Source organism: Maricaulis sp. ABE4_448 (assembly GCF_056160825.1).
Window position 1 is genome coordinate 170,305 of record NZ_JBSWXX010000001.1, and the last position, 24,382, is coordinate 194,686.

A 24,382-nucleotide genomic window follows, 5' to 3' on the forward strand; every position below is an offset into this window, starting at 1 on the left:
ATATGCGCGAAATCGTCTTCGACACGGAAACCACGGGTCTTGATCCCAATACCGGCGACCGGGTGACCGAGCTGGGCTGCGTCGAGGTGATCGACTGCATCCCGACGGGCAAGACCTATCACGCCTATGTCAATCCGCAGCGCTCCATCCCCAAGGAAGTGATCGAGATCACGGGACTGACGGCGGAATTCCTCGCCGACAAGCCGCTGTTCGAGGAGATCGCCGAGGACTTCCTGGCCTTCGTCGGTGACGCCGTCCTGGTCGCGCACAATGCGCCCTTCGACCGCGGCTTCATCAATATGGAGCTCGCCCGGCTTGGCCATCCCATCTATCCGGAAGACCGGTTCAAGGACACGGCCCGCATTGCCCGCGCCAAGTTTCCCGGTTCCTATGTCTCGCTGGATGCGCTGTGCAAGCGGTTCGAGATCTCGCTTGACACGCGTGACAAGCACGGCGCCCTGATCGACGCCCTGCTCCTGGCGGAAGTCTATCTGGAGCTGACGGGTGGTCGCACCCGCGCGCTCGACTTGTCGGGCCGGCATGCCTCGGCGGACGGCAAGGTGGCGTTTCCCGCGCGGACACCGCGGCCGCAGCCGCTGGTCTCGCGCGTGTCCGACGCAGAGCGCGCCGCCCATGCCGCCTTTATCGACGAGCTGGGTGACGACGCGCTCTGGAAACGTCTGTCGAACGTCTAGCGGTCTCGCGTCAGTTCGACGCGGCCGGATCGCCATTGCCATTGGTGTCGGCGCCCGGAACGGCGGCGGCACGCTTGGCCAGCTGCTGGCGATAGAGGCTGGCGAAATCCACCGGATCCAGCATCAGCGGCGGGAAATTACCGTCGCGCGTGGTGTCGGCGAGGATGCGGCGCGCATAGGGGAAGATCATGCGCGGGCATTCGATCAGCAGGAAGGGCTCGCGCTCGGCGTCCGGGATATTGGCCATCTGGAACAGGCCGCCATAGGACAGCTCGGCGATGAAGACGACGCTGTCTTCACCGGCTTCGGATTTGCGGGTCGCGCGTGCGTTGATCACCAGAAGAACTTCAAACGTATCGTCGCCGACACTGCGGGCGCGTACGTCGATCGAGAGGTCGATGCCGGGGGCCGGCTGACCCGGACGCAGCGTGTCCGGAGCGCCGGGATTCTCGAAGGACAGGTCCTTCACATACTGCGCCAGCACGCGAAGTTGCGGCTGGGCGGGTGTCTGATTGTCGGTCGGCATGGACGGTGCGTCGGTCATGGAAGTCCCCGGATGAGCCCCGGTTCGGGCAAGGTGAATGTCGGACCCCTCAACAGGGCCGTACTGAAACAAGGCGGGCCCGTTAACATGCGGGCCTGTCTGCGGCAAGCTGGCAGCACCACAGCGCAGAGGCTGACGTGACCGCCAATCCGGCCTATATCTAGAAGCTGGACCCTTTGCTTGCCCTGTCTGGCGGACCTTGATGATCGAACTCCTCTCGACCCTTATCTTCGGTGCCATCGCCGTTTTCTTCGCTATCCGCCTGTATTCAGTGCTCGGACGGCGCGAAGGCCATATGGAAGCGCCTGCCCCCCGGGATGTCGAAACCCGCAAGGATCTGGCGTCGGATAGCGCGACACATCTGCGCCCGGCCTTCGAGGGACCGGCCGCTGCGGGTCTGGAAGCCATTGCCGCCGCTGATACCGGCTTCGACCCGGCGCGTTTTCTGGAAGGCGCTCGCGCCGCCTATGAAATGATTGTTGAGGCCTTTGCGCGGGGCGATCGCGAAGCGCTCAAACCGCTGCTCGCACCGGCCGTCTATGATCGATACGAGGCGGCCATTGCCAAGCGTGAGACGAAGGGCGAGACCGTGCGCACGGAGATCGAGCGGATCCGTTCGGCCGAGATCACCGAGGCGGACCACACCGATCATGTCGCGATGATCAAGGTCCATTTCGATGCCGAGATCGCGACCGAGACCCTGGATGCCAATGGCAAGTCCGTCGCCGGTGACTTCAATCGTCTCTCGACGGTGCATGAGGACTGGGTCTTCCAGCGCCGCACGGACGACAGCAATCCGAACTGGGTGCTGACCCGTGTCGCCTCGGCTTAGACGCCGGCACGCACCCTGGACGATCGCGGCCGGTTGTCTGCTGCTGATCGCATGCCAGCCGGAGCCTGAACCCGCGCCACAGCCGGAAGAACCGCCGGCGCCCTTGCCTGATACGCTTGAATTCCTGCCCGCCAGCTGGGACGGGCTGTCCGGCTGGGCAGAGGCCGATCTCGCCGACGCGCAATCGGCCTTTCTGCGCAGTTGTGAACGCCTGCGGGTGCGTGAAGGGGCTGCGGCGCTGAGCGAACGGGCCCGCTGGGCCGGAACGGTCGCCGACTGGCGCGAGGCCTGCACCCAGCTCGATGCGGTGGAGCCGGGAGCGGCGCCGCTACAGCCGGTCTTCGAGGCCGTGTTCACGCCGGTGCGCGTTGTCGCAGTCGAGCCGGAGAGCGGGACCGAGGCGCAAACCGGCATGATGACGGGTTATTACGAGCCTTTCGTCCATGTCCGCCCGGAGCCCGGGGATGGGTCTACCCAGCCCTTGCGCCGCCGTCCGGACGATCTTGTCACCGTCGATCTGGGCCGGTTCGATCCGGCCCTGGCCGGCCGGCGCATCGTCGGCGAGGTGCGTGGCGGCGAGCTGGTGCTCTACAAGGATCGCGGCGAGATCGAACGCCAGGATGCCGGCGAGATTTTCGCCTGGGGCCGTCCGGCCGATGTCTTCTTTCTGCAGATCCAGGGCTCCGGCCGGCTGGTCTGGCCCGACGGTCATCAGGAACGGGCTGCCTTTGCTGCCCATAACGGTCTGCCCTACCGCTCGATCGGCCGCGAACTGATCGAGCGGGGCGCGCTGGAGGCGCATGCGGCGTCGAAGGCCGGGATCGAGGCCTGGTTGGAGGAGAACGGTCCACAGGCCACAGCCGAGCTCTTCGCGGTCAATCCGCGCTATGTCTTCTTCCAGACCCAGAGACTGGACGATCCGGCCATCGGTCCGTCCGGCTCGGCCGGCGTGCCGCTGACGCCGATGGCCTCGATCGCGGTCGACCCGTCCCAGCACGCCTATGGCGTGCCGGTCTGGCTGAGTGCCGACCTGCCCGAGCTGGGTCCCTGGTCCGGCCTGGTCGTGACGCAGGATACCGGCGGCGCAATTACGGGTCCGTTGCGGGTGGATTTTTTCTGGGGATGGGGTGAGGCCGCAGAGCGCCGGGCCGGCTCGACGCGGGCGCAGGCGGACTGGGTAATGCTGTTGCCGCACACGGTGGTTGCACGCCTCTTCGCTGACCGTGAGCCTGCGTGACCGGGGGTGAAGGGCAAGCGGACGATACGGCCCGAGGAGCGCGCGCTCTGGCGGAAAGTGGCGCGTTCGGTCACGCCGCTCGATGATGCCAAAAAGCAGTCACTTGAGCGTGACGAAGAGCCCTCATTGGACCCCCCTTCGCGTAACATTGATGCCTCGTCCGGAGACGTTTCCGCCCGGATGCCGGATAAGCCGCTGCCGCAGCGTCATGCCTATCGCGATCCGGCCACCCATCACCCGCCCGTCCCGCACGACCGCTCGACGGAGAAACGTGTGCGCCGGGGCCGGGTGGAGATCGATGCCCGGCTCGACCTGCACGGGCTGACCCAGGACCAGGCCCTGTCCTCGCTGCGCCATTTTATCACGATGGCCCACAGGGGGGGATATCGCACCGTGCTGGTCATTACCGGCAAGGGGCTGAAGACGCGCGAGCGCGATGCCGAGCCCTGGGATTATGTCGAGGAACCCGGCGTCCTGCGCCGCAAACTACCGGAATGGCTGGGCAGTCCGGAATTTCGTCAGCAGGTGTCAGGAATAGCGCCCGCCCATATCCGCCATGGCGGCGGCGGGGCCTTCTACGTGACGCTGCGGGTCAAACCTAAAGAATAAACTTCGACAGATCGGCATTCCTGGCGAGTTCGCCGACATGTTTGGCGACATAGGCCTCGTCGATCGTGATCGTTTCGCCGGAGCGGTCGGAGGCGGTGAAGGAGACCTCCTCCACCAGTTTTTCCATCACGGTCTGCAGCCGCCGTGCGCCGATATTCTCGACGGTGGAATTGACGTCGGCGGCCAGCTTGGCCAGCGCCTTCACGGCATCTTCGGTGAAGTCCAGCGTCACGCCTTCCGTACCCATCAGCGCGGTGTACTGCGTGATCAGATTGGCTTCCGGTTCGGTGAGGATGCGGATGAAATCGGCCTCGGTGAGCGCGGACAATTCGACCCGGATCGGCAGGCGGCCCTGCAATTCAGGCAGCATGTCCGAGGGTTTGGCGACGTGGAAGGCGCCCGAGGCGATGAACAGGATGTGGTCGGTCTTGATGGCGCCGTGCTTGGTGGTCACCGTCGTGCCTTCGATCAGCGGCAGAAGATCGCGCTGCACGCCCTCGCGGGAGACATCGCCGCCGCGGGCGTCGGAACGCGCGGCGATCTTGTCGATCTCGTCGAGGAAGACGATGCCGTCATTCTCGGCCAGCCGGATCGCCTCGGCGGTGATCTGGGCGTCGTCGAGCAGGTTGTCGGCCTCTTCCTCGATCAGCGGCTCATAGGCGTCCTTCACCTTCATGCGCACGGTCTTGGTCTTCTTCGGGAAGCCCTTGCCGAAAAGCTCGCCCAGATTGAGCACGCCGGCCCCGCCCGAGGGCATGCCCGGAATGTCCAGCATCTGCATGGGCGAGGACGTCTCGGACAGCTGGATCTCGACATCCTTGTCGTCCAGTTCGCCGGCGCGCAGACGCTTGCGGAAACTGTCCTTCGTGCTCTCGGACGCCCCCGGACCGACCAGCGCTTCGAGAACGCGGTTCTCGGCAGCCGTATGGGCGCGCGCCTTCACTTCCTCGCGCTTTTTCTCGCGTACCAGGGAAATGGCGATTTCAACCAGGTCGCGGGCGATCTGGTCGACATCGCGGCCGACATAGCCGACCTCGGTGAACTTGGTGGCTTCCACCTTGATGAAGGGCGCCCCGGCCAGTTTGGCCAGGCGGCGGGAGATCTCTGTCTTGCCGACACCGGTCGGCCCGATCATCAGGATATTCTTCGGCGTGACTTCCTCGGCGAGTGTCTCGTCCAGCTGCCGCCGTCGCCAGCGATTGCGCAGCGCGATGGCCACGGCCTTCTTCGCGTCGGACTGGCCGACGATATGGCGGTCGAGTTCGGAGACAATTTCGCGGGGAGAAAAATCGGTCATCGATAGCTTTGCGTTGCCTGTTGGTCAGCATGATGTAATCAGGGCCATGGTCTGAAACCAGTCCCGAAAGGCAGAACGCCCATGAGCCGTCCCCGTTTCCACCTGGCTTTTCCTGTCAACGATATTGCCGAGGCGCGCCGTTTCTATGGTGGTCTGCTCGGGTGTCCGGAAGGCCGTTCGGCCGAGAACTGGGTCGATTTCGACCTCTATGGCCATCAGATCGTCGCTCACTACGCGCCGGATGAATGCACCCCCGCCCCGACCGGTGATGTCGACGGTCACCAGGTTCCATGCCGCCATTTCGGTCTTTTGCTGGACTGGTCAGACTGGGAAAGCCTGGCCGGAAAATTCCGCGATGCCGGCTTCGAATTCGTCATCGAACCCTATGTCCGCTTCGAAGGTCAGCCGGGCGAACAGGGCACATTCTTCGTCCGCGATCCGGCTGGAAACAATCTGGAATTCAAGACCTTCCGAAACGAAGACCAGATTTTCGCGGCGTAGGGCCCGTTCCTCTTGTCATCCCGGTCGCATGGCCTGCGGAGGCAGGCCGGAGGGCCGGGACCCATACGCTCGTTGTGCCGCGTAGCAGGCGCGATGTCCGCGACAGCTGGATGGGCACCGGGATTATGGGTCCCGGACTTGCGCCCCGTCTGCGCGGGGCAGAAACCAGCGCCCGCGTATGCGGGTGGCCGGGATGACACGCTGTTGTGTTTGAAGCAAAAGCGCCACTTCCCCGGAACGAGGTCCGGGGAAAGCATTGTGCGCGCGGGGGCAGGCCCGGCCGGCGCAGGGGCGGGCATGAAACCCTTGCTAGCAAGAAGGCATGGAAGGGATGGGCAGGCACCGCCCCCTCTGCCGAAATTCGCTTCTATTCCAGGCGCCCTCGCAGACTGGCCCGAACCATCACCTCGCCATCCGCATTGCAGCTGCGCGCCAGCAGGACGCGGTCGCCCGTCTCGAAGGCACCAGCCTCGGCCGAGAACAGAAAATAGCCGCCGCCCACGCTCTCCGCGCGGTAAAGCCGGCGGGTCGTAGGCACGCCGTATCGGCGCGTCCTCGGGCCACCGGCAACGTCTTTCACCTCGGCTTCGACGTCGCCGCAGCCCTGCAAACCGGACCGGGACGCCGCTGCGAGAATAGGAAAGCCGATCAGACTGCCGACGAGGAGTAACACGAAGGCAAGCCACCCGGCTGCGACGAGTACGCGTTTCATGGTGTCAGGATAGAAGGGAAGGCTGAAGAGTACGAGTGCCAAAGCGGGAATGAGTGTCCGTCCCCGCTTCTCCACCCGCAGTGCCCCGGACCGCCTCCTACTGCCGCCGCTCCACGGCGGTGACATCGGGGTTGGTGATCCAGCACAGGGATTGCGGATCGGCGCTCTCGCCCACGGCGATCTGCGGCCATTCCTTGCACAGGGCCTGGTCGGACCCCGCGGCCAGCTATTGCAGATGATAGGACGGGTCGGTCCCGAACGGCGGCGCATCGGACAGGCCGTCCACGCCATTGCCCGCGATCTCGACGAAGCCGCTGGCATGCCAGCGGCCGCTACCGCCCGGCTCGCCATAGCCGTCAAACCCGTCCGGCCCGCGCGGGGGCTCGGAGGAGATCGCGGAACCGGCATGGAATGTATAGACCACGGTCATCCCGCTGACCGGCGGACTGTCCCCGAACGTCACGGCATAGACCTGCCCGGCCCGGAATGAAGACGGTATGAATGAGGGTGGCTGGCGCTTCTCCCCCACCGGGGAGAAGGTGCCGCGAAGCGGCGGATGAGGGGCCGCGCGCCAGCGCCGCAAAGAGTCTCTGAGTGGCCGCTGTCGCGGCCGCCCCTCACCTTTGATTCCTCTCCCCGGCCGGGGAGAGGAGGCGCCTGCCGCAACCACCAGGCTCCACTTTCCCTGGACCCCGTTCCAGGCCCCGGCACAGGGCGGGGAAGAGTGGTTCTGCTTCTGCATTGCTTGTGGCCTGCGCAATTCGCCGCGGCTAGAGTGCCCACAGGCACATCGGGGGATGGGTCGATGCGGGTGTTTCCTTGACGGGGAGATGACCCATGACCAGACCATGCCCGACGCCCTTCACCCGGCGATTTTCATTTGTCCGACTGGCCCTACCGGTGCTCACCGGTGTGCTGGCCGTAACCCTTCCAGCCCCTTCACCGGCTTTTGCGCAGCAGGACGACCTGCAGGCCCTGCTGTCGGTCCCTGTGGGGATCGAGCGCCCGGCGCCGGTCTCCGGCGTGCCGGTCGAGACGCGGGTGCGGAAATTCTATCTCGACGCGTCGGTGAACGGCGAGACGCATGAATTCATCTTCGATACCGGTTCGCCGACCATCCTGTCGCGCCAGCTTGCCGATGCGCTGGGGCTGGAAATTGTCGGCCGGAATACCGGCCGCGATGCCAATGGCACGCCGGTCACCATGGATTTCGCGATCATCGACCGGCTGACCCTGGGCGATGTCACCTTCACCCGGGTGCCGGTGCTGATCCATGATTTTTCCGGCCTGGCGACCGGGGCCTGCCTGATCGATGGCGGGGTGATCGGATCGGAAATCCTGCCCGGCAGCGCCTGGCGGATCGACGCAGAGGCCGGCCGGCTGGAGATCGCGGAAAGCGCGGCGGCGCTGGCGCCGCTGGAGACGGTTCTGTCTGCCCCTCTTCATGATTTCGGCTATCCGCACGCGCCCGTGCTCGACTATGCGCTGGGCGAGATCGCCGACAAGGCGCTGTTCGATACCGGCAGCGAGGAAGAGGTGGTGCTGTTCAACCAGGTTGCGGACAGTCGTCCGGCGCGGTCGCACATCATGCGCGGATCGGTGGTTACCGGTCAGGGCAGTGAAGGCGAAAGCGCGGGCGGGCGGTCAGAAAACCGCGAACTGGTGCGTTTCACGCTCGAGGATTTCCGTATCGGCGAGACCTCGCCCGGCCCTGTGCGCGCGACCACGCGCACCGCGCCGCCCAGCCTGGTGGGTGCGGGAATGACGGATCGTTTCATCGTCACGCTGGACTATCCCGGCGCGGCCTTCACCCTGTCCCCGCGCGACGCGCCGGCGCCGGACCGGGTCGAGCCGGGCTTTGCCCTGGCCTTTGCCGGAGAGGGTGTCGAGGTGGTGCAGCTGTTCGAGGGCTCGCCGGCGGACGAAGCCGGCCTGCGCCTGGGCGACCGGGTGATGGCGATCGACGGGCGCGCGTTGCGCAGTGACGGCTGCGGGGACGTGCACTGGCTGATGGGCGAGTACAGCGAGGCCGATGGCGGCGCGCTGACGGTGGATCGCGGCGGCGAAGCGATGGTGATCGAAGTGCCGCCGGTGCGGTGAGGGGTTGGGGGCCTTCCTTTTCTTCCCCACGATGTGGGGAAGTGGGCCGCGGCATCAGCCGCGGGTCGAAGGGGCCGGCGCGCAAGCGCCGGGAGGCGGTGGCACTAGTCGCTGCCATTCCGCCGCTACGCGGCGCCCCTCCGTCTCGCCGCTTTGCGGCGATCCACCTCCCCATGAAATGGGGAGGAAAGGCGGGAACACCCCTTAATCGCTGCCCAGCACTTCTACCGTCAGGTTTTCATTCGTGTAGACGCAGATGCGGGCGGCGATGGCCATGGATTTGCGGGCGATGACTTCCGGGTCGTCTTCGTAGTCGAACAGGGCCCGGGCGGCCGAGAGGGCGTAATTGCCACCGGAGCCGACAGCGACGATGCCGTCTTCCGGTTCCAGCACATCGCCGGCGCCGGTCAGCAGGTAGGTTTCCACGCTGTCGCCGACGATCAGCATGGCTTCCAGACGGCGCAGATAGCGGTCGGTGCGCCAGTCCTTGGCGAGCTCGACGCAGGCGCGGGCGAGCTGGCCGGGATATTGTTCCAGCTTGGCTTCCAGGCGTTCGAACAGGGCGAAGGCGTCGGCCGTGGCGCCAGCGAAACCGGCCACGACATTACCGCCGGCCAGGCGGCGCACCTTGCGGGCATTGCCCTTCATCACGGTCGGCCCGATCGACACCTGGCCGTCGCCGGCGACCACCAGCTTGCCGGCCTTGCGGACCGCGACAATCGTGGTGCCCCGCCACTGGCTGGCATCGGCATAGTCGGTCGGGGAAGTCATGACGGTCTCTCCGCAATCAGGATGAGAACAGGATGTGGCCGACGCGACGGGCAGGATCAACCCCCGGGGTCTGCTGAAACCAACCGCAATTGTCATCCCAGCCGAATGCCCCGCGCAGGCGGGGCGCAGGGCCGGGACCTATAGACGCCGCGGCTGGCCGGAAGCAGGCGCGTTGCCGGGACCGATATTTGTCTGGAGACGCACCGTGCCCATGGGTCCCGGACTTGCGCCCGGCACAAGGCCGGGCATCCATCCGGGATGACAAGCAGGCTTTGCCGTATCGGGCGCCCCGGACGCCGGGCGCGGCTATTCGTTGACGGCGCAGTCGCTGCTGGAATCGGTGGCAAATTCCACCAGATCGGCACCCGGCATCGGCCGGCCGAACAGGAAGCCCTGGGCCAGGGTGGCACCCTGGACGCGCAGCATGTTCATCTGCTCGGCGGTTTCCACGCCTTCCGCGACGGTTTCCAGTTTCAGCGACTTGGCCATGGCCAGAATCGTCTCGACGACGATGCGGGCGTGCGGGTCGGTCGCCATGTCTCGCACGAAGGACTGGTCGATCTTGAACACGTCGAACGGCATGCGCGTCAGGTAGGACAGGGAGGAGTGGCCCGTACCGAAATCGTCAATGGCGAAGCTGACACCGCGATCACGCAGCGGCTGCACCTGTTCGATCACCCGTTCCGGGTTTTCCATCGCGATCGATTCGGTGAGCTCCAGCTCCAGCAGGTGCGGCGGCAGATCGGCGGCCTGCAGCGCGTCAAGCACGGAGTCGGAGAAACCCTCGCGTTCGAACTGCATGGCCGAGACATTGACCGCGACCGGCATTTCCAGCCCGCGGGCGCGCCATGAGGCGGCTTCGCGGCAGGCGGCACGCAGCACCCAGTCGCCGATCTCGCCGATCAGGCCGCATTCCTCGGCCGCCTCGATGAAGGCGCCCGGCGACAGCAGGCCTGCCGTCGGATGCTGCCAGCGCACCAGCGCTTCGGCCCCGGCACACGTGCCGTCCTTCATCAGGACTTTGGGCTGGTAGTAGACGACCAGCTGGTCTTGCTGCACGGCGTCGCGCAGCTCGTTTTCCAGCACCAGGCGCTCGAAGGCGGACTGGTTCATCGCCGGTTCGAAGAATTGCGCGGCCGAACCGCCGGCGCGTTTGGCGTGGGCCATCGCCAGGTCGGCATGGCGCATCAGGGTTTCCGGGTCGGCCCCGTCCTGCGGGAAGACGGCGACGCCGATCGACACGCCCAGGAAGACGTGGTGGCCGGAAATCTCGAACGGCATGCGGATCGCGTCGACCAGCTTGTTGGCAATGCGGGCCGCATCGGCGCTGTCGGCAATCTGCGGCAGCAGAACGGTGAATTCATCGCCGCCGAGACGGGCGACCATCGAGGATTCCTCGCCGCCGCCGGAAGCCATGTCACAGCCACGGGTCACTTCCGACAGCCGGCGCGCGACCATTTCCAGCAGGCGGTCGCCCTCGCCGATACCCAGACTGTCATTGACGCGCTTGAAGCGGTCGAGATCGAGGAAAAGAACGGCACCGGACGTGCCCTCTTCCAGCGCCTTGCGGGCCATGCGTTCGGTTTCCTTGCGGAAGCGCTCGCGATTGGGCAGCTCGGTCACCAGGTCGACATAGGCCAGCCGGTGGATGCGTTTGAGATTACCGTCCAGGCGCGCAAACATGCGATTGAAGGCATTGGCGAGCACTTCCAGCTCGTCGCCGGTCTTCACATTGATCCGCATGTCGAGATTTTTCGACGAGGCAAGGCGCGCCGCATCGGTCAGCGTCTGCACCGGCTTGAGGGCGCGGCCGACAATGAGGGCGGCCAGCGGCAGGAAAATCCCCAGGGCGAACAGCGCGATCAGCGTCTGGCGCTGGATGGCTGCATTGCGCGAGGCGATCAGTTCGACAAGTTCGCGCTTGGCATAGACAACACCGACCAGTCGGCGTTCGGCCGTATAGACGGGCGCAGCCATTTCCAGGAAACCGTCATGCACGGAATAGCGCAGATCGCCGGCGCCCAAGGCCATGACGGCCATGTCGGCGGCGCGCAGGCGGCCCTGTTCGCGATCGTCGTCATAGGCTTCGCCGAGCACTTCGCGGCGATTGTTGAGGACGTACATTTCCTGCGCGCCGAGCGAGGCGATCAGTTCCTCGACATACAGGTCGACGAAACCGTTATTATTCTCGGACACTGCGTTGGCCAGCCGGCTCGCCGTGGTCTGCAGCGAAGCTACAGAGCGGTCGATCAGCAGGTTACGTGTTTCCCGTTGCGCGGAAATGCTCTCCAGCGTCATCAGCATGAGTGTGGTCGCGAAGATAAGAGCGCCGGTGAGGAGCGTGAATTTCATCACCAGCGAACGCATTACCCGCGACACCGCTTTGCGGATGGGTGCCATGTCTACCCCTGAGCGCGCTCCGGTTCCGGAACGCGTTTTCACCACCAAATACGCAGGCAAGAAGACCTTCTCACCCGTTCTCAAGGATCACGGTGACACCAAGCACTTGAATTGTGGTTAAAATGCCGGAGTTTTTTCGTTAAGTTTTTAGTCGAATACCGGAACCGCCTTTACTCGAAGGCGATTCCGGCCTCTTCGGCGAGGTCTTTCAGACTGCAGTCGGGACGCGCGCCGTAGTGGGAGATGATCTCGGCGGCGGAAATCGCCCCCATTTTGCCCGCTTCGGCCAGTGGCCGGCCCTGGGCGATGCCCAGAAGGAAGCCTGCGGCGAACAGATCGCCCGCGCCCGTCGTGTCGACGAGTTGCGAAACCGGTTCGGCCGCAACCGTGACGGTCTCCTCGCCGGCAGCGATGACAGCACCCTTTTCCGAACGGGTCACTGCGGCAATCGCCACATCCTGACGCACGGCCTTGAGGGCGGTGTCGAAATCCTCGGTCTCGTAAAGCGCCAGCAGCTCGGCCTCATTGGCCAGCAGGATGTCGATATGGTTGGCCACGAGATGGCGGAAGGAGGCGCGGTGCCGGTCGACGCAGAACACGTCGGACAGGGTCAGCGCGGTGCGGCGATTGGCAGCGGCGGCCATTTCAGCGGCGGCGACATAGGCGCGCTTGGCCTCTTCGCGATCGAAGAGATAGCCTTCCAGATAGATGATCTCGGCGGCCTTGAGCGCCTCGGCGCCGGCCTCGACATCGTCTTCCGTCACCAGGGCAGCGGCGCCCAGGAAGGTGCACATCGAGCGCGCCGCATCCGGGGTGACATTGATCAGGCAACGCGCGGTGGCCGGACCGTCCTGCAGGGCCGGCGTGTCGAAATGCACGCCGATTGTGCGGATGTCGTGGGTGAAGATTTCGCCCAGCTGGTCACCGGCCACCTTGCCGATATAGGCCGCCTTGCCGCCCAGCGAGGCGACACCGGCAACGGTGTTGGCGGCGGATCCGCCGGAGGCTTCCTTGCCCGGCTGCATGCGCGCATAGAGCGAACGCGCCCGGTCCTCGTCGATCAGTGTCATGGCATTCTTGGCGATGCCCTCGGCGGCGAGAAAATCATCGCTGGCCGGCGAGAGAACGTCGACAATGGCATTGCCGACGGCGAGCACGTCAAAACGGGCTTGGGACATGGAAAATCCGTTCAGTGGCTGAAAGACAGCGGGTTCGTCCGTGACACCTAACCGCAGCGCCGCGCGAGAACAAGGCTTGCGACCCGGTACCGCTCTGCTAAAGCCAGCGCCATGACCCGTATCGCCTTTCTGACCGCGGCTTGCATGTTCCGCGACAATCCCGCCGCCCGCGCCGACTGTTTCGAGTACGAGCTCGAGATTGCCGCGCTGCAGCCGGCTTGCGCCGCCGCCGGTTTCGACCTCGTACCGGTGATCTGGGACGATCCGGACTTCGACCCGGCCGCTTTCGACGGCGTCATGATCGGCACCTGCTGGGACTATATGGAAAAGCCGGACGCCTTCATGGCGAAGCTGGAGGCGATTGCCGCGGTCACGCGCCTGTTCAACCCGCTGCCCATGGTGCGCTGGAACAGCCGCAAGACCTATCTCAAAGACCTCGCCGAACGCGGCGCCCCGATGATCCCGACCGTCTGGGCCGAGCGCGCCACGGCGGACACGATCACGGCAGCCTTCGAGACGCTGGACTGCGACGATATCGTGGTGAAACCGGTCCTGGGGGCCGGCGCCTGGCGCCAGGCCCGGATCCGCAAGGGCGAGCCCGTCCCGGCCGCCGAGGCCCTGCCGCCGGCGGACTGCATGATCCAGCCCTTCCTGCCGGCCGTCGCCGAGGAGGGTGAATATGCCTTCCTCTTCTTTGGCGGCGAGTTCTCGCACTGTGCCCGGAAAATCCCGGCGAGCGGCGATTACCGCGTGCAGTCGGAATATGGCGGCCGCGAGGAAGTCCATGTGCCCGGCGAAGACGAGCTGGCGCTGGCCCGTTCGGTGCTCGACTGTATCGAGGGCGAGCCGCTCTATGCGCGGGTCGACATGCTGCGCGGGCTCGATGGCCGGCTGGCGCTGATCGAGATCGAGCTGATCGAACCCTATCTCTATCCCGAACAGGGCCCGCAAATGGGCGAGACCCTGGCCCGCGCGCTGGGGCGGATGCTGGCCGTGCCGGCCTAGAAAAGCGGCGGTCCGGGGAACGCGCAGGCGCTCGCGTACGTTGGTGTCACGACTTCGCCATCGACTGCGTATAAAGCCGCGCCCATGACCGAGAAACTGCGCAATGAAGACGATCTGACCGGCGTGACGCGTCTCGTCCGCCTGGAGATCGCCAATGCCCGCCGGGCGCTTGACCGGATGGGTGAGGATCCGCTGCTGGCCGTCCATGAGGCGCGCAAGGGCATCAAGCGCGCGCGGTCGATTGCGCGCCTGCTGCGCGAGAGCGATCGCGAGGTGGCCAGCCTGGTCAATGCCGCCGCACGGCGTGCCGGGCATGTGCTGGCCGAAGCGCGCGATGCCGACAGTCTGGAACAGCTGGCCCGTGCGATGGTGCGTGAATGCGACGATGAGGCGGCGCGCCTGGCCCTCTCGGAGCTGGCGGCGCAGGCACGCGCTGACCGTGAACGTATCGATCGCGAGACAGCGGCCCGGCAGGCGGCCCGTGCGCTGGACGAGATGGACCGGGCGCTGGCCGGCCTGCCCATGCCGGATGATGTGCCGGATGTGGTCGCCCGCGGCATGGCGCGCACCTATCGCCGCGCGGCAAAGCGGCTGGACAAGGCGCAGTCGGTAACGGATGGCGAACGCCTGCACGAATTGCGCAAGCGCACCCAGGACTGGCGCTACCAGGCCGTCGCGCTGAAGCGCGCCTGGCCGGACGAGGTGGAGCGCCGCAAGTCGCAGACCGAAGCGCTGGCCGATCTTCTCGGCCTGCACCACGACCTTTCCCGTCTCGCCCGCCGGCTGGACGATCTGGCCGAAGCCGATGCCGCGATCGAGCAGGTCGAGGCACGCTGCGAGGCGCTGGCCGCCGAAGCTCTGGAGCGGGCCGAAAAGGTCTTCGATCGCAATCCGAAAAAAGTGAAGAAGGCTCTGAAATCCGGCCTTCAGGAAGCCGGCTAGCGCTGACCGTGAACGGGGCCCTGAGCCGGGCCTTGAAACGGCCCGGATTGCCCGGCCTGATGATTGCTTTCTTTCCGGCACGTTTGCGCGAGGCTGTCATGATCCGTCACGTTTTCTCCGCCCTGCTTCTGGCGTCCGGCCTGTCGGCCTGTGCGGCTACGGCAGACCCGCCTGCACCGGCGGCCTATCGCGCGATCAGCATCACCGAGACGCCCTGTTTCGGCTTCTGTCCCGCCTATACAATCACCGTCACGCCGGATGACCGCTATGTGCTCGAGGCGCGCAGCCACACGCGGACGCAGGGGCGCACCACGGGCGCGCTGGACACGGGCAGTTTTGCGCGCATGACGGCCGTTCTCGAGCGCGAGGATGCGGCCGGCCTGCCCGTTTCGGTCAGCCGCACGGACGAGGACACCTGCCCGCTCTGGCATACGGATGCGCCGGGCTATGAACTCTCCATCACCCGCGCCGATGGTCGTCAGGATGTGAGCTGGTATCGCGGCTGCTCCGGCCACCCGGCCATCGAACGCCTGCAACGCATCAGCGACGCGCTGCGGGCGCAGTATGATTACGACACGCTGATTGCTGTGGAGCGGTAGGGGCGGAAAACTCAGCTCAACCGGTTTCCCCGGACTCCGTTCCGGGGAAAGTGGTGACGTTGGGAAAACGGAGAAGGTTTCAGGGGAAGCAAGGGCTCGCCCCGCTTGCGGGGGAGCTGTCCGCGTAGCGGACTGAGGGGGCGGTGCGGAGCACCGCAGAGCGCGCAGCGCGCATCGGACTCACCCCCTTCGACCTCACCCGGCCCAAGGGCCGGGCTCGGCCACTTCCCTCAAACCCCTTTCGGGGCCGGTGTCTTGTCCTTGAACTGGCAGATATCCTCGATCGGGCAGCGCCAGCATTCCGGCTTGCGGGCCTTGCAGACATAGCGGCCGTGCAGGATCAGCCAGTGGTGGGCGCCCTGGCGGAATTCGTCGGGCATGATCTTTTCCAGCCGCAGCTCCACCGCCAGCGGGTCCTTGCCCGGGGCCAGTTTTGTGCGGTTGGAAACGCGGAAGATATGCGTGTCGACGGCGATGGTGGGCACGCCGAACGCTTCGTTGAGCACCACATTCGCGGTCTTGCGGCCGACACCCGGCAGCGCTTCCAGCGCTTCGCGTTCAGCCGGCACGGCGCCGCCATGGCGTTCGATCAGCTGGCGGGACAGCGCGATCACATTCTTCGCCTTGTTGCGGAACAGGCCGATCGTCTTGATCCGGTCGCGCACATGATCCTCGCCCAGCGCGACCATTTTCTCCGGCGTGTCGGCTTCCTGGAACAAGAGCTTCGTCGCCTTGTTCACGCCGACATCCGTGGCCTGGGCCGACAGGGCGACCGCGACCAGCAGCGTATAGGGATTGGTATAGTCCAGCTCGGTGCGCGGGGCGGGCCGGTCCTGCGCCAGCCGCGCCATCAGATCGTGGGCCTGCTCGCGCGAAAGGCCGCGCGGCTGGGGCTTGCGGCGGGGTTTCGGCTTGGCGGCGGTCTTGCGGGGGGTAGATGTCGTCATGACGGCAGGTATAGCCGCTTCGCGCAAACTGTCATCCGCCTGCGACCCCGGGCGCCATTGCCTCGGCCACGGGAGCGACTATCTTCCCGGTCATGCGTACGATCGTGGAAAGCTGGCCCGCCGAGGCGCAGGCCGTCGCGCCGCATGAGGGTCCGGCCTTCATGGAGGCCGAACTGGCGCCCAACCGGTCGCTGCCCAATCCCGCCTTCACGGCGCTGATGATCGCCATCGCCATCATCTCCTTCAGCGCCGGAATTCTCTTCATCACCATCGGGGCCTGGCCGGTGACGCCGTTCTTCGGGCTCGATGCCTTCCTGGTCTGGCTGGCCTTCCGCATTTCCTATCGCGATGGCCGGGCGCGCGAATGGGTGACGGTGAATGCGCGCGATATCGAGGTGGTGCGCCAGCACCCGACCGGGCATCGCCGCCGCTATCGCCTGCCCACGGCCTGGGTGCAATTGCGCCTGATCGATGCGGGCGAACACCACGCCCAGCTGGCGCTGAGCGCTCATGGGCGCGCGCTGGTGCTGGGCAGTTTCCTCAGCCCGCCCGAGCGCGGCGAGTTTGCTGCGGCGCTGGGGGCGGCCATCGAAACGGCGCGGCGCTCGCTCAATCCGGCCCGCGAGGCGCCGCACGACACCCCGCAGGACCCGGCGCAAGAACCGGGTGGAGCGCTGCCGAGTGGTGGCTAGACTGGCCGCATGATGACCGCACAAATTCTCGATCTCGACACGGCCTGCCGTGATTATCGCCGCATCGCTTCGGCCCTCGCCTGGCTGGGCGAGAACTGGCGCGACCATCCCGATCTGGACGCCGCGGCGCGCTCGGCCGGTCTGTCGCCGCACCATTTCCAGCGCCTCTTCACGCGCTGGGTGGGGCTGAGCCCGAAGAAATATGTCGGCGCGCTGGCCCATGGCGCCGCCCGCGAGGCGCTGGAGGATGGCGCCAGCATGCTCGACGCTGCCTTTGATGCCGGCCTGTCGGGCCCTGGCCGGCTGCATGATCTCTTCATCGCCCACGAAGCCGTGACCCCGGGCGATGCCAAACGGCGCGGTGCCGGGCTCTCCTTCATCTGGGGGGCAACGCCCACGCCCTTCGGCGAGGCGGTGCTGCTGATCGCGCCGCGCGGCCTCTCCGCCCTCGCCTTCGCCGAACCGGATGTCGACACGGCCTTCGACGATCTGCACGCCCGCTTTCCCGCGGCGGACTATGTCCGTGACGACGCAGAGGCGCGGGCCTGGGCCGTGCGTATCTTCCAGGGTGGCGGGCCCGGCGCGCCGGTGCCGCTGGCGCTTTATGGCACGCCCTGGCAGCGCCAGGTGTGGCGGGCGCTGCTGGACATCCCGGCCGGCGAGACGACAAGCTACAAATCGATTGCCCAGCAGGTCTGCACACCGAAGGCCGCGCGCGCCGTGGGTGCCGCGGTCGGGGCCAACCCGGTCGCCTGGCTGATCCCCTGCCACCGTGTCATCGCGGCGGACGGCCAGCTGACCGGCTATCATTGGGGTGTGGAACGCAAGCGTGCCATGCTCGCCTACGAGGCGGCAGCGAGCTAAACTGGGTCCATGGACCTTTCACACCCCTTCGCCATTGCCGGCATCACAGGCCTTGTTGCCGCCGCCGCCTTCCTGATCCGCTGGGTCGCGGCGCGCCGGCGGCTGATGGAAGACGCGCGGATCGAGTATGCCGAGCGCTGCGAGAGCAAGCCGGCGACCGTGCGGGGCGTCGATGCGGCCGCGTTCGAACGTCTCTATGTCGCCGCCTACGAGCCGCGCTGGGCGCTCTATGCGGCGGGCACGCTGGTGCTGGCGATCGGTATCACGCCGCTGGCCGCGCTGGGCCTGGTGGCGTTGTGGCCGGTTATCGTCATGGGGCTGGATGGCGGGCCCTGGTATGATGAGGGCTATTATCCGTGGATGTTCTACATGTTCTTCGGATTCTGCCTGATCTGGGCGGCCTGCGGGGCGCTGATGGCCCGCATCCACCACGCTCGCTCGCCGGAAGGCTTTGTGCCGGCGCTGGCCCGCGCCCGCGGCGAACCCTTCGATGACATTGTCATTCCGCGCAAACGCCCCAAATGGGCGGTAAGAGCGGTGCCCGATCCGAAAAATCCCGGCCAGCGGGACACGGGCACCGAACCCGCCAACGAGACGAATTAGGACGGATTGCCATGCGTTACCTGCACACCATGGTCCGGGTTTCGGACCTGGACGCGAGCCTGCGTTTCTACTGTGAGGGCCTGGGCCTCAAGGAAATCAGCCGGATGGACAGCGAGAAGGGACGTTTCACCCTGATCTTTCTCGCCGCGCCGGACGACGTTGAAGCCGCGGGCTATCCGGGCGGTGTCTATACCGGTGGCAAGATCCCCGAAGGCCTGCCTTGCGTCGAGCTGACCCATAACTGGGATCCGGAGGAATATTCCGGCGGCCGCAATTTCGGGCATCTCGCCTATCGCATGGACAATGTCTACGACACCTGCGCCCACCTGCAGGCGATGGGCTACACCATCAACCGTCCGCCGCGCGACGGCCATATGGCTTTCGTGCGCTCGCCGGACGGTATCTCGGTGGAGCTCCTGCAACGCGGCGACAACCTCCCGCCGCAGGAGCCCTGGGCGAGCATGGAGAATACCGGCAGCTGGTAGAGCTGGCGGGGCGGTTGCCTACCGTCTCCGCTCCACCGTCATTCCGGCGAAAGCCGGGACCCAGCTCGTAGAGCTGGATGGTCGCTGGTTTTGATGAGCGTGCCCTGTGGACCGGGCCCTGACGGACACTTGCGCCCGTTGAGGCCGGTGTCTGGGCTTTGACAGGCTCGCGCTTTGTGCAAACCAACCCATTGATTTCATGCCGGGATGTCGCCGCAGGCTGGCAAGAGATCAATGGATTAAAGGGGCTGCTTCAGGCCTGCCTGGTCATTGTTTGTCATCCCGGATGGATGCCCGGCGAAAGCCGGGCGCAAGTCCGGGACCCATAGCCCCGCTGCTCATCCAGTTCTCACAGATGTCGAGCCTGCTTTCGTCCGGCAGCGGGGCTATGGGGCCCGGCCCTACGGCCCGCCTGCGCGGGCCATTCGGCCGGGATGACAAGAGATGAGTGATCTCTACGCCGCGCGCCGCATGTCTTCGTAGCGCTTGCCGGGCTCGTCTTCATAGCTTTCGGCGAGGACGGTGAGGCGTTCGATGCGGTCGGTGCGGAAGTGGCGGAAATCATTGCGCAGTTCGCACCAGGCCGAGAGCAGCCAGACGCGGCCGAAACAGGTCAGCGCGAGCGGGCGGATGACGCGCTTGCTCACCTCATCCTGCAGCGAATTGTAGACCACGCGCAGCTTGCGCTTCGAAGCGATCGCGTTGCGCACGGGACCGAAGGCTTCCGGCCGCACGGTTTCGTCGAGGAAGGCGGCAAACAGGGGCGTGGAGCGCAGGCGCTGGCGATGCGTGTCGGGCAGGGCGTGCTCGATCTTTCCCAGCGCCTCGGCGGCGGACATGGCCAGGTCCTTGTCGCCGGTCGCCTTGACCAGGCGGGCGCCCAGGGCGAGCGCGTCGAGCTGTTCATAGGAGAAGGTGAGCGGCGGCAGGTCGAAACCGGGGCGCAGCACATAGCCGACACCGGCCTCGCCGTCGATGGGCGCGCCGGAGCCGATCAGATGGGCGATATCGCGATAGATGGTGCGCTCGGAGACCTCGAACCTTTTGCCCATGTCATGGGCGGTCACGGCACCGGGCGCGGCTTCCCGCAAAGCCTGCACGATGCGGATCAGACGTTCGGCCCTGCGCACTGACACCTCCTGAAATCCGGCCTGAAGACCGACGGAACTGGCGGGATGATGTCAGGATTTCTGGACCAGCGCAAGCACGACCCGTCCAGGCGATTCTTCGGGTATGTTTCACGTGCAACGCCGCGGCAGCCCTGTCACGCAAATACTGACATTCCCTGTCATGCCCCGGCGATGACATCCTGCATGGAGTAGAGCCCGGCCGGCCGCCCGGCGCCGCCATTCGACATCCAGCGCGCAGCTTCCAGCGCGCCGGCGGCGAAGATCGAGCGGTCGAAGGCACGGTGAGAGATGGAAATCTCTTCCATATCGCCCAGAAAACGCACGGCATGTTCGCCGATAATCGTGCCGCCGCGCGTGGCGGAAAAACCGATCGTGCCCGGCTTGCGCGGGCCGGTCGTGCCATGGCGTCCCGGCGTGGCGACGGCATCGAGATCCTCGCCGCGTCCTTCAGCGGCCGCCCGGCCCAGCAGGAGAGCGGTGCCCGAGGGGGCGTCGGGCTTCATGCGGTGATGGGTCTCCTCGACCTCGATATCCCAGTCATGGGCGCGCAGCCGGCCGGCAGCCTGGCGCACGAGGGCTTCGGCGAGGGCGACGCCGAGCGAGAAATTTCCTGTCGAAAGCAGCGGCAGGCGGTTGGCGGCGTCGGCCAGCCGGGCCAGCTCCTCCGCGTCGAACCCGGTCACACCGCTGACCAGGGGCGGACCATTCCAGCCGGCCAGGCGACTGGCCGTTGCGATGGTCATGCGCGGCAGGCTGGCATCGAGCACGATATCGGCGTCGCGGATCGCGTCCTCGAGCGCGACCGTCGCGATGCACTCGCACGGGGCGCCGGTCAGCCATTCGCCGACATCCTCGCCTTCTGAAGGCGATCCGGCGCGTACGACGGCGCCTGTCAGGGTGAAATCGGGTGCCTGCAGGACGGCCCGGCCGATGGCCCGGCCCAGACGCCCGGTCACACCCAGAAGCGCTACACGGATGACCTGGCTCATATTCCCCCTCCGGCGACAAACTGATCGGCCAGCTTTTCAAACACATAGGACCCGATGATGGGAATGACCGGGATCAGTACATAAAGCGAGAAACGCGTTGTCACGCTCGCCGAGACGGGCCATTCCGGCCGCGCATTCACCCAGACCTCGTAATCGGTCAGACCGGCCAGGGCCGCGGCGGCTTCCGCATCGCCGGCCAATGCCTGCTCGCGCACGCGGGCCATCTCGGCATGGATGCGGTCGAGCTCGGTCTGTTTGGCGGCGCGGATCTTGGTGTGTACCGGGTGCAGCGCGCTGGTCAGCAGGAATAGACCGCCCAGGATGGATATGCCGACGACCGGGACCGTCACGCCCAGTTGCTCTGCGGCGAACAGATCGGGATCGTTCGGATTGATCAGGAAGAGCAGCAGGATGGCGGCCATGATCATCCAGGTCTGCGCCGAGCGCAGGCCGATCCGGCCAAAGACCTGCAGGCGGTCGAGATGAAACAGATCAACGGTCAGGTGTTCGCGCGTGATCCGCCGCAACGTGCTGCTCTCGCGGGCGACATCCACCCCGGCCCGGAAACCGACACCATAAAGCACTGGCGAGACGATCAGGAACCACAAGCCGATCGAGTTGAGATAACCCAGGACGGGAAAGTCGTTGGCCAGCATCATGAACAGGTTGAAGGCCAGGCCTGCGGCAGCGCCGACAAAGAACATGATCATGTAGAGCCGCCGCCACGACACAGGAATACCGCGGTCCAGCGCGAGGGCATCGGCGGCGCCGGACGGGCCGAGGGCCAGCGCAAGCGGGCGGGCCTCCTGTGCCCACAGACGCCGGCCGGTTTCGGTAAAGGCCGTGCTGGCTGTCAGGATCAATGTCAGGACGAAGGCGATCCAGGCCACTTGGGTAAGCAGGATCTCCCCGTCCGGCCCCGTCTCGAACAGACGGGGGCCGAAGGTCAGCTGGGAAATCAGGATGTAGAGGCCATAGGTCGCCAAAAGCACGCACAGCGTGGTCGGCACAAGACCAAGCGGCGAGGCGCGATAGAAATGCACTTCCGCCGGCTGGTAGAAACCGGATGAAGACGCCGCGCCGGGGGCCGTATCACGCTGAGCAGTCGTCATGATGACACAGGTAAGCCGTTCCGGCCTGCCCTGTCATCCCAAACCGTCCGTGATCAGTTGGCGTTGGGACGACCGTCATCCGTCGTCACATCATCCCAGAACTGTTTGACCTTGTTGAAAAAACCCGCGCTGTCGGGATTGCAACCCTCGCCGGAGAGGTCGCAGAACTCCTTCAGGAGCTCTTTCTGGCGGTCGCACAGATTGCGCGGGGTTTCCACGAACAGCTCGACGATCATGTCGCCGCGCGGCCCGCCGCGCAGGCGGGGCATGCCCTTGCCGCGCAGACGCATGCGGCGTCCGGTCTGGGCGCCCTCGGGGATTTTCATCTCGGCCTTGCCGCCCTCGATCGTGGGCACTTCGATGGAACAGCCCAGCGCGGCCTGCACCATGGAGGCGGGGGTGCGGCAGTAGAGATTGGGTCCGTCGCGCTCGAAAATCTCGTGCGGCCTGACGGAAATGAAGATGTAGAGATCGCCGCGCGGACCGCCACGGGCGCCGGCTTCGCCTTCGCCGGCCAGACGGATGCGCGTACCGTCCTCGACGCCGGCCGGAACGGTGACATTCAACGTGCGGGTCTTGCGCACCCGGCCGACACCATCGCAGTCCTGGCAGGGGGTCTTCACGTACTGGCCGCGTCCGCCGCAATGCGGGCAGGTCTGTTCCATGGTGAAGAAGCCCTGGGACCGGCGGATCCGTCCGGCGCCGCCGCACGTGCCACAGGTTTCCAGCTCGGTTCCCGGCTCATTGCCCTGCCCGTCACAGCGTTCGCAATGCATGGCCGTGGGGACCTTGATCGTCGCTTCCTTGCCGTTGAAGGCATCTTCCAGGGCGATCTCGAGATCGAAGCGCAGATCGGCACCGCGGGCCGGGCCATGGCTGCGTCCGCCGCCGCGACGGCCGCCGCCCATTCCGCCCATGCCGAAGGCTTCGCCGAAGACCTGTTCGAAAATATCGGCAAATTCGGCCGCTCCGGCGCCGCCGCCGAACGGACCCTGGCCGCCGCCCATACCGCCCTGTTCGAAGGCAGCGTGACCCATGCGGTCATAGGCGGCACGCTTGTCCTTGTCGGACAGGATGGCGTAGGCCTCGCCGACTTCCTTGAACTTGGCCTCGGCCTCCGCATCGCCCGGATTCTTGTCCGGGTGATACTGCATCGCCAGCTTGCGATAGGCGCTCTTCAGCGCCTTTTCGTCTGCCGAACGGTCGACACCGAGTGTCTCGTAATAGTCGCGTTTACTCATCAAGCTTCACCGTGGGACAGAACCAGTACCGCGTTCTGCCGCATTTGCCGCGCCAGCGTATAGCCCTGTGCAAGACACAGGCCCGCGGCGCCGTCATGGATTGCGGCTTCATGCCGCGTTTCGATCAGGATCATGCCGGGCCACAGCGTGCGCGGCGCCCGGGCAAAGAAAGCCTCCAGAACCGGAGCCTCATAGCCCTCGATGTCGATCTTCATGACATCGACGCGCGCAATGCCGGCCTCTTCCAGCACGGCCTGCAGCGGACGCAGGGCGACCGTATCGCCCTCGCCGCCGGTTTCGACATGTACTTCGCCCCGGTTCTTGCCGGACTGCACCATGCGGACTTCGCCCGCCTCGGCACCCAGCGCACAGGGCACGACCGTCACGCCTTCGGCGCCCGACGATCGCAGATTGAATTCCAGCCGCCGCCGGTTCTCCGTGTCCGGCTCGATCGCCACCACATTGACCGGCCGCCCCAGCGTCTTTCCGTCTGCCAGAACCGACAGGGTGTAGAGACCGGCATTGGCGCCGGCATCGACGAAATTGAAGGCGGTATCGGCGTCGTGGGCGGCAATGCGGGCGCGGATCTCGGCCCGTTCCGCATCGTCCCAGGTGCGTGCACCGGCAAAGACACGCTTCTCGCAGCGATTGTCGCGCAGGTGCAGGCGCGCGAACTGGCCGGGAAAGACCTCGACATCGGCGATGTCGCGGCCGCCGGACATCAGGGTGCGCCGCACCACGGTCTCCGCACCGCGGCGCAGGCCGTCGAGTGGCAGAGACATGGGGAGGCGCCGGAATCGCTCCGCCAGCTCGGGGAGCGCAAAGGCACCGAAAGGTGCGGAAATCGGGTCGGGACGGGCCATGTGGCGCTCCTGGGCCGCGGGCCCGGAGCGGCCG

26 protein-coding genes are annotated in these 24,382 nt (G+C 66.1%); 13 read left to right on the forward strand and 13 right to left on the reverse strand.

Going from position 1 to position 24,382, the window contains the following annotated elements; genetic code table 11:
- The first annotated feature begins 2 nt into the window (after positions 1-2).
- Positions 3-695: a DNA polymerase III subunit epsilon gene (gene dnaQ, locus ACXAJV_RS00890; RefSeq protein WP_475080854.1), complete on the forward strand. Its 693-nt coding sequence runs from the start codon at positions 3-5 to the stop codon at positions 693-695.
- A gap of 10 nt (positions 696-705) precedes the next feature.
- Here dnaQ and secB read toward each other — a convergent pair whose 3' ends face one another.
- On the reverse strand, positions 706-1,239 hold the full coding sequence (gene secB / locus ACXAJV_RS00895; protein ID WP_475080856.1) for a protein-export chaperone SecB: 534 nt from the start codon (positions 1,237-1,239) through the stop codon (positions 706-708).
- 202 nt (positions 1,240-1,441) lie between these two features.
- Here secB and ACXAJV_RS00900 point away from each other — a divergent pair, with 202 nt between their 5' ends.
- The 3 genes from ACXAJV_RS00900 to ACXAJV_RS00910 all read left to right on the forward strand — a co-directional run bounded on the left by ACXAJV_RS00900 (position 1,442) and on the right by ACXAJV_RS00910 (position 3,917).
- Entirely contained in the window at positions 1,442-2,071 is a 630-nt protein-coding gene (locus tag ACXAJV_RS00900) for a Tim44/TimA family putative adaptor protein (RefSeq protein WP_475080858.1), read from the forward strand.
- A 103-nt stretch (positions 2,072-2,174) separates the two neighbouring features.
- Positions 2,175-3,308, forward strand: coding sequence for a murein transglycosylase A (gene mltA / locus ACXAJV_RS00905; protein WP_475080860.1), 1,134 nt, complete (start codon positions 2,175-2,177; stop codon positions 3,306-3,308).
- A 180-nt stretch (positions 3,309-3,488) separates the two neighbouring features.
- The gene (locus ACXAJV_RS00910; RefSeq protein WP_475080862.1) at positions 3,489-3,917 is read left to right on the forward strand and encodes a Smr/MutS family protein; all 429 of its coding nucleotides are present in this window, start codon (positions 3,489-3,491) and stop codon (positions 3,915-3,917) included.
- On the opposite strand, the gene hslU is transcribed toward ACXAJV_RS00910, so the two are convergent.
- Positions 3,907-5,214 (reverse strand): ATP-dependent protease ATPase subunit HslU, encoded by a 1,308-nt coding sequence (hslU, locus tag ACXAJV_RS00915; protein ID WP_475080864.1) that lies wholly within the window; start codon positions 5,212-5,214, stop codon positions 3,907-3,909. The genes ACXAJV_RS00910 and hslU overlap by 11 nt on opposite strands.
- Before the next feature lie 81 nt (positions 5,215-5,295).
- Here hslU and ACXAJV_RS00920 point away from each other — a divergent pair, with 81 nt between their 5' ends.
- Entirely contained in the window at positions 5,296-5,715 is a 420-nt protein-coding gene (locus ACXAJV_RS00920; RefSeq protein WP_475080866.1) for a VOC family protein, read from the forward strand.
- A 367-nt stretch (positions 5,716-6,082) separates the two neighbouring features.
- On the opposite strand, the gene ACXAJV_RS00925 is transcribed toward ACXAJV_RS00920, so the two are convergent.
- On the reverse strand, positions 6,083-6,427 hold the full coding sequence (locus ACXAJV_RS00925; protein WP_475080868.1) for a hypothetical protein: 345 nt from the start codon (positions 6,425-6,427) through the stop codon (positions 6,083-6,085).
- A 226-nt stretch (positions 6,428-6,653) separates the two neighbouring features.
- Positions 6,654-6,857, reverse strand: a complete 204-nt coding sequence (locus ACXAJV_RS00930) for a hypothetical protein (RefSeq protein ID WP_475080870.1) — start codon at positions 6,855-6,857, stop codon at positions 6,654-6,656.
- Positions 6,858-7,264: 407 nt separating this feature from the next.
- Between ACXAJV_RS00930 and ACXAJV_RS00935 the strand changes: the two genes are divergently transcribed.
- Positions 7,265-8,527 (forward strand): retropepsin-like aspartic protease, encoded by a 1,263-nt coding sequence (locus ACXAJV_RS00935; protein ID WP_475080872.1) that lies wholly within the window; start codon positions 7,265-7,267, stop codon positions 8,525-8,527.
- A 204-nt stretch (positions 8,528-8,731) separates the two neighbouring features.
- On the opposite strand, the gene hslV is transcribed toward ACXAJV_RS00935, so the two are convergent.
- The 3 genes from hslV to ACXAJV_RS00950 form a co-directional block, all read right to left on the reverse strand.
- On the reverse strand, positions 8,732-9,298 hold the full coding sequence (gene hslV, locus ACXAJV_RS00940) for an ATP-dependent protease subunit HslV (RefSeq protein ID WP_475080874.1): 567 nt from the start codon (positions 9,296-9,298) through the stop codon (positions 8,732-8,734).
- A gap of 306 nt (positions 9,299-9,604) precedes the next feature.
- Entirely contained in the window at positions 9,605-11,698 is a 2,094-nt protein-coding gene (locus tag ACXAJV_RS00945; RefSeq protein WP_475080876.1) for a putative bifunctional diguanylate cyclase/phosphodiesterase, read from the reverse strand.
- 170 nt (positions 11,699-11,868) lie between these two features.
- Positions 11,869-12,876, reverse strand: coding sequence for an adenosine kinase (locus ACXAJV_RS00950; protein WP_475080878.1), 1,008 nt, complete (start codon positions 12,874-12,876; stop codon positions 11,869-11,871).
- Between the two features lie 111 nt (positions 12,877-12,987).
- Here ACXAJV_RS00950 and ACXAJV_RS00955 point away from each other — a divergent pair, with 111 nt between their 5' ends.
- The 3 genes from ACXAJV_RS00955 (at position 12,988) to ACXAJV_RS00965 (ending at position 15,422) form a co-directional block, all read left to right on the forward strand.
- Positions 12,988-13,881: an ATP-grasp domain-containing protein gene (locus ACXAJV_RS00955; protein ID WP_475080881.1), complete on the forward strand. Its 894-nt coding sequence runs from the start codon at positions 12,988-12,990 to the stop codon at positions 13,879-13,881.
- Positions 13,882-13,965: 84 nt separating this feature from the next.
- The gene (locus ACXAJV_RS00960; protein ID WP_475080884.1) at positions 13,966-14,823 is read left to right on the forward strand and encodes a CHAD domain-containing protein; all 858 of its coding nucleotides are present in this window, start codon (positions 13,966-13,968) and stop codon (positions 14,821-14,823) included.
- A 98-nt stretch (positions 14,824-14,921) separates the two neighbouring features.
- Positions 14,922-15,422, forward strand: a complete 501-nt coding sequence (locus ACXAJV_RS00965; protein WP_475080887.1) for a DUF6438 domain-containing protein — start codon at positions 14,922-14,924, stop codon at positions 15,420-15,422.
- 230 nt (positions 15,423-15,652) lie between these two features.
- Here the strand turns inward: ACXAJV_RS00965 and nth are convergent, their stop codons facing one another.
- Positions 15,653-16,369 (reverse strand): endonuclease III, encoded by a 717-nt coding sequence (gene nth / locus ACXAJV_RS00970; RefSeq protein WP_475080890.1) that lies wholly within the window; start codon positions 16,367-16,369, stop codon positions 15,653-15,655.
- 92 nt (positions 16,370-16,461) lie between these two features.
- On the opposite strand from nth, the gene ACXAJV_RS00975 reads away from it, so the two are divergent.
- The 4 genes from ACXAJV_RS00975 to ACXAJV_RS00990 are packed head-to-tail and all read left to right on the forward strand — an operon-like array spanning position 16,462 to position 19,013.
- Entirely contained in the window at positions 16,462-17,061 is a 600-nt protein-coding gene (locus ACXAJV_RS00975) for a DUF2244 domain-containing protein (protein ID WP_475080892.1), read from the forward strand.
- A gap of 9 nt (positions 17,062-17,070) precedes the next feature.
- The gene (locus ACXAJV_RS00980) at positions 17,071-17,925 is read left to right on the forward strand and encodes a methylated-DNA--[protein]-cysteine S-methyltransferase (RefSeq protein WP_475080894.1); all 855 of its coding nucleotides are present in this window, start codon (positions 17,071-17,073) and stop codon (positions 17,923-17,925) included.
- Between the two features lie 9 nt (positions 17,926-17,934).
- Positions 17,935-18,528, forward strand: a complete 594-nt coding sequence (locus tag ACXAJV_RS00985) for a hypothetical protein (RefSeq protein ID WP_475080897.1) — start codon at positions 17,935-17,937, stop codon at positions 18,526-18,528.
- 11 nt (positions 18,529-18,539) lie between these two features.
- On the forward strand, positions 18,540-19,013 hold the full coding sequence (locus ACXAJV_RS00990; RefSeq protein WP_475080899.1) for a VOC family protein: 474 nt from the start codon (positions 18,540-18,542) through the stop codon (positions 19,011-19,013).
- A gap of 455 nt (positions 19,014-19,468) precedes the next feature.
- Here the strand turns inward: ACXAJV_RS00990 and ACXAJV_RS00995 are convergent, their stop codons facing one another.
- The 5 genes from ACXAJV_RS00995 to ACXAJV_RS01015 form a co-directional block, all read right to left on the reverse strand.
- A complete protein-coding gene (locus tag ACXAJV_RS00995) occupies positions 19,469-20,143 on the reverse strand; it encodes a helix-turn-helix transcriptional regulator (RefSeq protein WP_475080902.1) in 675 nt (224 codons plus the stop codon).
- Between the two features lie 158 nt (positions 20,144-20,301).
- Positions 20,302-21,132: a 4-hydroxy-tetrahydrodipicolinate reductase gene (gene dapB, locus ACXAJV_RS01000; RefSeq protein WP_475080905.1), complete on the reverse strand. Its 831-nt coding sequence runs from the start codon at positions 21,130-21,132 to the stop codon at positions 20,302-20,304.
- Entirely contained in the window at positions 21,129-22,244 is a 1,116-nt protein-coding gene (locus tag ACXAJV_RS01005; protein WP_475080907.1) for a hypothetical protein, read from the reverse strand. Before ACXAJV_RS01005 ends, dapB begins: the two co-directional genes overlap by 4 nt.
- Positions 22,245-22,297: 53 nt before the next feature.
- Positions 22,298-23,485, reverse strand: a complete 1,188-nt coding sequence (dnaJ, locus tag ACXAJV_RS01010; RefSeq protein ID WP_475080910.1) for a molecular chaperone DnaJ — start codon at positions 23,483-23,485, stop codon at positions 22,298-22,300.
- Complete coding sequence (locus ACXAJV_RS01015) at positions 23,485-24,348, reverse strand: FkbM family methyltransferase (RefSeq protein ID WP_475080913.1); 864 nt, start codon at positions 24,346-24,348, stop codon at positions 23,485-23,487. The genes dnaJ and ACXAJV_RS01015 overlap by 1 nt, the downstream gene beginning before the upstream one ends.
- Positions 24,349-24,382 lie beyond the last annotated feature (34 nt).

Excerpts from the sequence above, each read along its gene's own strand:
- ACXAJV_RS00965 (WP_475080887.1), top strand. The coding sequence starts at position 14,922 with ATGATCCGTCACGTTTTCTCCGCCCTGCTTCTGGCGTCCGGCCTGTCG.
- ACXAJV_RS01015 (WP_475080913.1), bottom strand. The coding sequence starts at position 24,348 with ATGGCCCGTCCCGACCCGATTTCCGCACCTTTCGGTGCCTTTGCGCTC.
- ACXAJV_RS00975 (WP_475080892.1), top strand. The coding sequence starts at position 16,462 with ATGCGTACGATCGTGGAAAGCTGGCCCGCCGAGGCGCAGGCCGTCGCG.
- ACXAJV_RS00950 (WP_475080878.1), bottom strand. The coding sequence starts at position 12,876 with ATGTCCCAAGCCCGTTTTGACGTGCTCGCCGTCGGCAATGCCATTGTC.
- ACXAJV_RS00910 (WP_475080862.1), top strand. The coding sequence starts at position 3,489 with ATGCCGGATAAGCCGCTGCCGCAGCGTCATGCCTATCGCGATCCGGCC.
- ACXAJV_RS00920 (WP_475080866.1), top strand. The coding sequence starts at position 5,296 with ATGAGCCGTCCCCGTTTCCACCTGGCTTTTCCTGTCAACGATATTGCC.
- ACXAJV_RS00925 (WP_475080868.1), bottom strand. The coding sequence starts at position 6,427 with ATGAAACGCGTACTCGTCGCAGCCGGGTGGCTTGCCTTCGTGTTACTC.
- hslU (WP_475080864.1), bottom strand. The coding sequence starts at position 5,214 with ATGACCGATTTTTCTCCCCGCGAAATTGTCTCCGAACTCGACCGCCAT.
- ACXAJV_RS00990 (WP_475080899.1), top strand. The coding sequence starts at position 18,540 with ATGCGTTACCTGCACACCATGGTCCGGGTTTCGGACCTGGACGCGAGC.
- nth (WP_475080890.1), bottom strand. The coding sequence starts at position 16,369 with ATGACGACATCTACCCCCCGCAAGACCGCCGCCAAGCCGAAACCCCGC.
- ACXAJV_RS00980 (WP_475080894.1), top strand. The coding sequence starts at position 17,071 with ATGATGACCGCACAAATTCTCGATCTCGACACGGCCTGCCGTGATTAT.
- ACXAJV_RS00945 (WP_475080876.1), bottom strand. The coding sequence starts at position 11,698 with ATGGCACCCATCCGCAAAGCGGTGTCGCGGGTAATGCGTTCGCTGGTG.
- dapB (WP_475080905.1), bottom strand. The coding sequence starts at position 21,132 with ATGAGCCAGGTCATCCGTGTAGCGCTTCTGGGTGTGACCGGGCGTCTG.
- dnaQ (WP_475080854.1), top strand. The coding sequence starts at position 3 with ATGCGCGAAATCGTCTTCGACACGGAAACCACGGGTCTTGATCCCAAT.
- ACXAJV_RS00955 (WP_475080881.1), top strand. The coding sequence starts at position 12,988 with ATGACCCGTATCGCCTTTCTGACCGCGGCTTGCATGTTCCGCGACAAT.
- ACXAJV_RS00935 (WP_475080872.1), top strand. The coding sequence starts at position 7,265 with ATGACCAGACCATGCCCGACGCCCTTCACCCGGCGATTTTCATTTGTC.
- dnaJ (WP_475080910.1), bottom strand. The coding sequence starts at position 23,485 with ATGAGTAAACGCGACTATTACGAGACACTCGGTGTCGACCGTTCGGCA.
- ACXAJV_RS00985 (WP_475080897.1), top strand. The coding sequence starts at position 17,935 with ATGGACCTTTCACACCCCTTCGCCATTGCCGGCATCACAGGCCTTGTT.
- ACXAJV_RS01005 (WP_475080907.1), bottom strand. The coding sequence starts at position 22,244 with ATGACGACTGCTCAGCGTGATACGGCCCCCGGCGCGGCGTCTTCATCC.
- secB (WP_475080856.1), bottom strand. The coding sequence starts at position 1,239 with ATGACCGACGCACCGTCCATGCCGACCGACAATCAGACACCCGCCCAG.
- ACXAJV_RS00960 (WP_475080884.1), top strand. The coding sequence starts at position 13,966 with ATGACCGAGAAACTGCGCAATGAAGACGATCTGACCGGCGTGACGCGT.
- ACXAJV_RS00930 (WP_475080870.1), bottom strand. The coding sequence starts at position 6,857 with ATGACCGTGGTCTATACATTCCATGCCGGTTCCGCGATCTCCTCCGAG.
- ACXAJV_RS00900 (WP_475080858.1), top strand. The coding sequence starts at position 1,442 with ATGATCGAACTCCTCTCGACCCTTATCTTCGGTGCCATCGCCGTTTTC.
- hslV (WP_475080874.1), bottom strand. The coding sequence starts at position 9,298 with ATGACTTCCCCGACCGACTATGCCGATGCCAGCCAGTGGCGGGGCACC.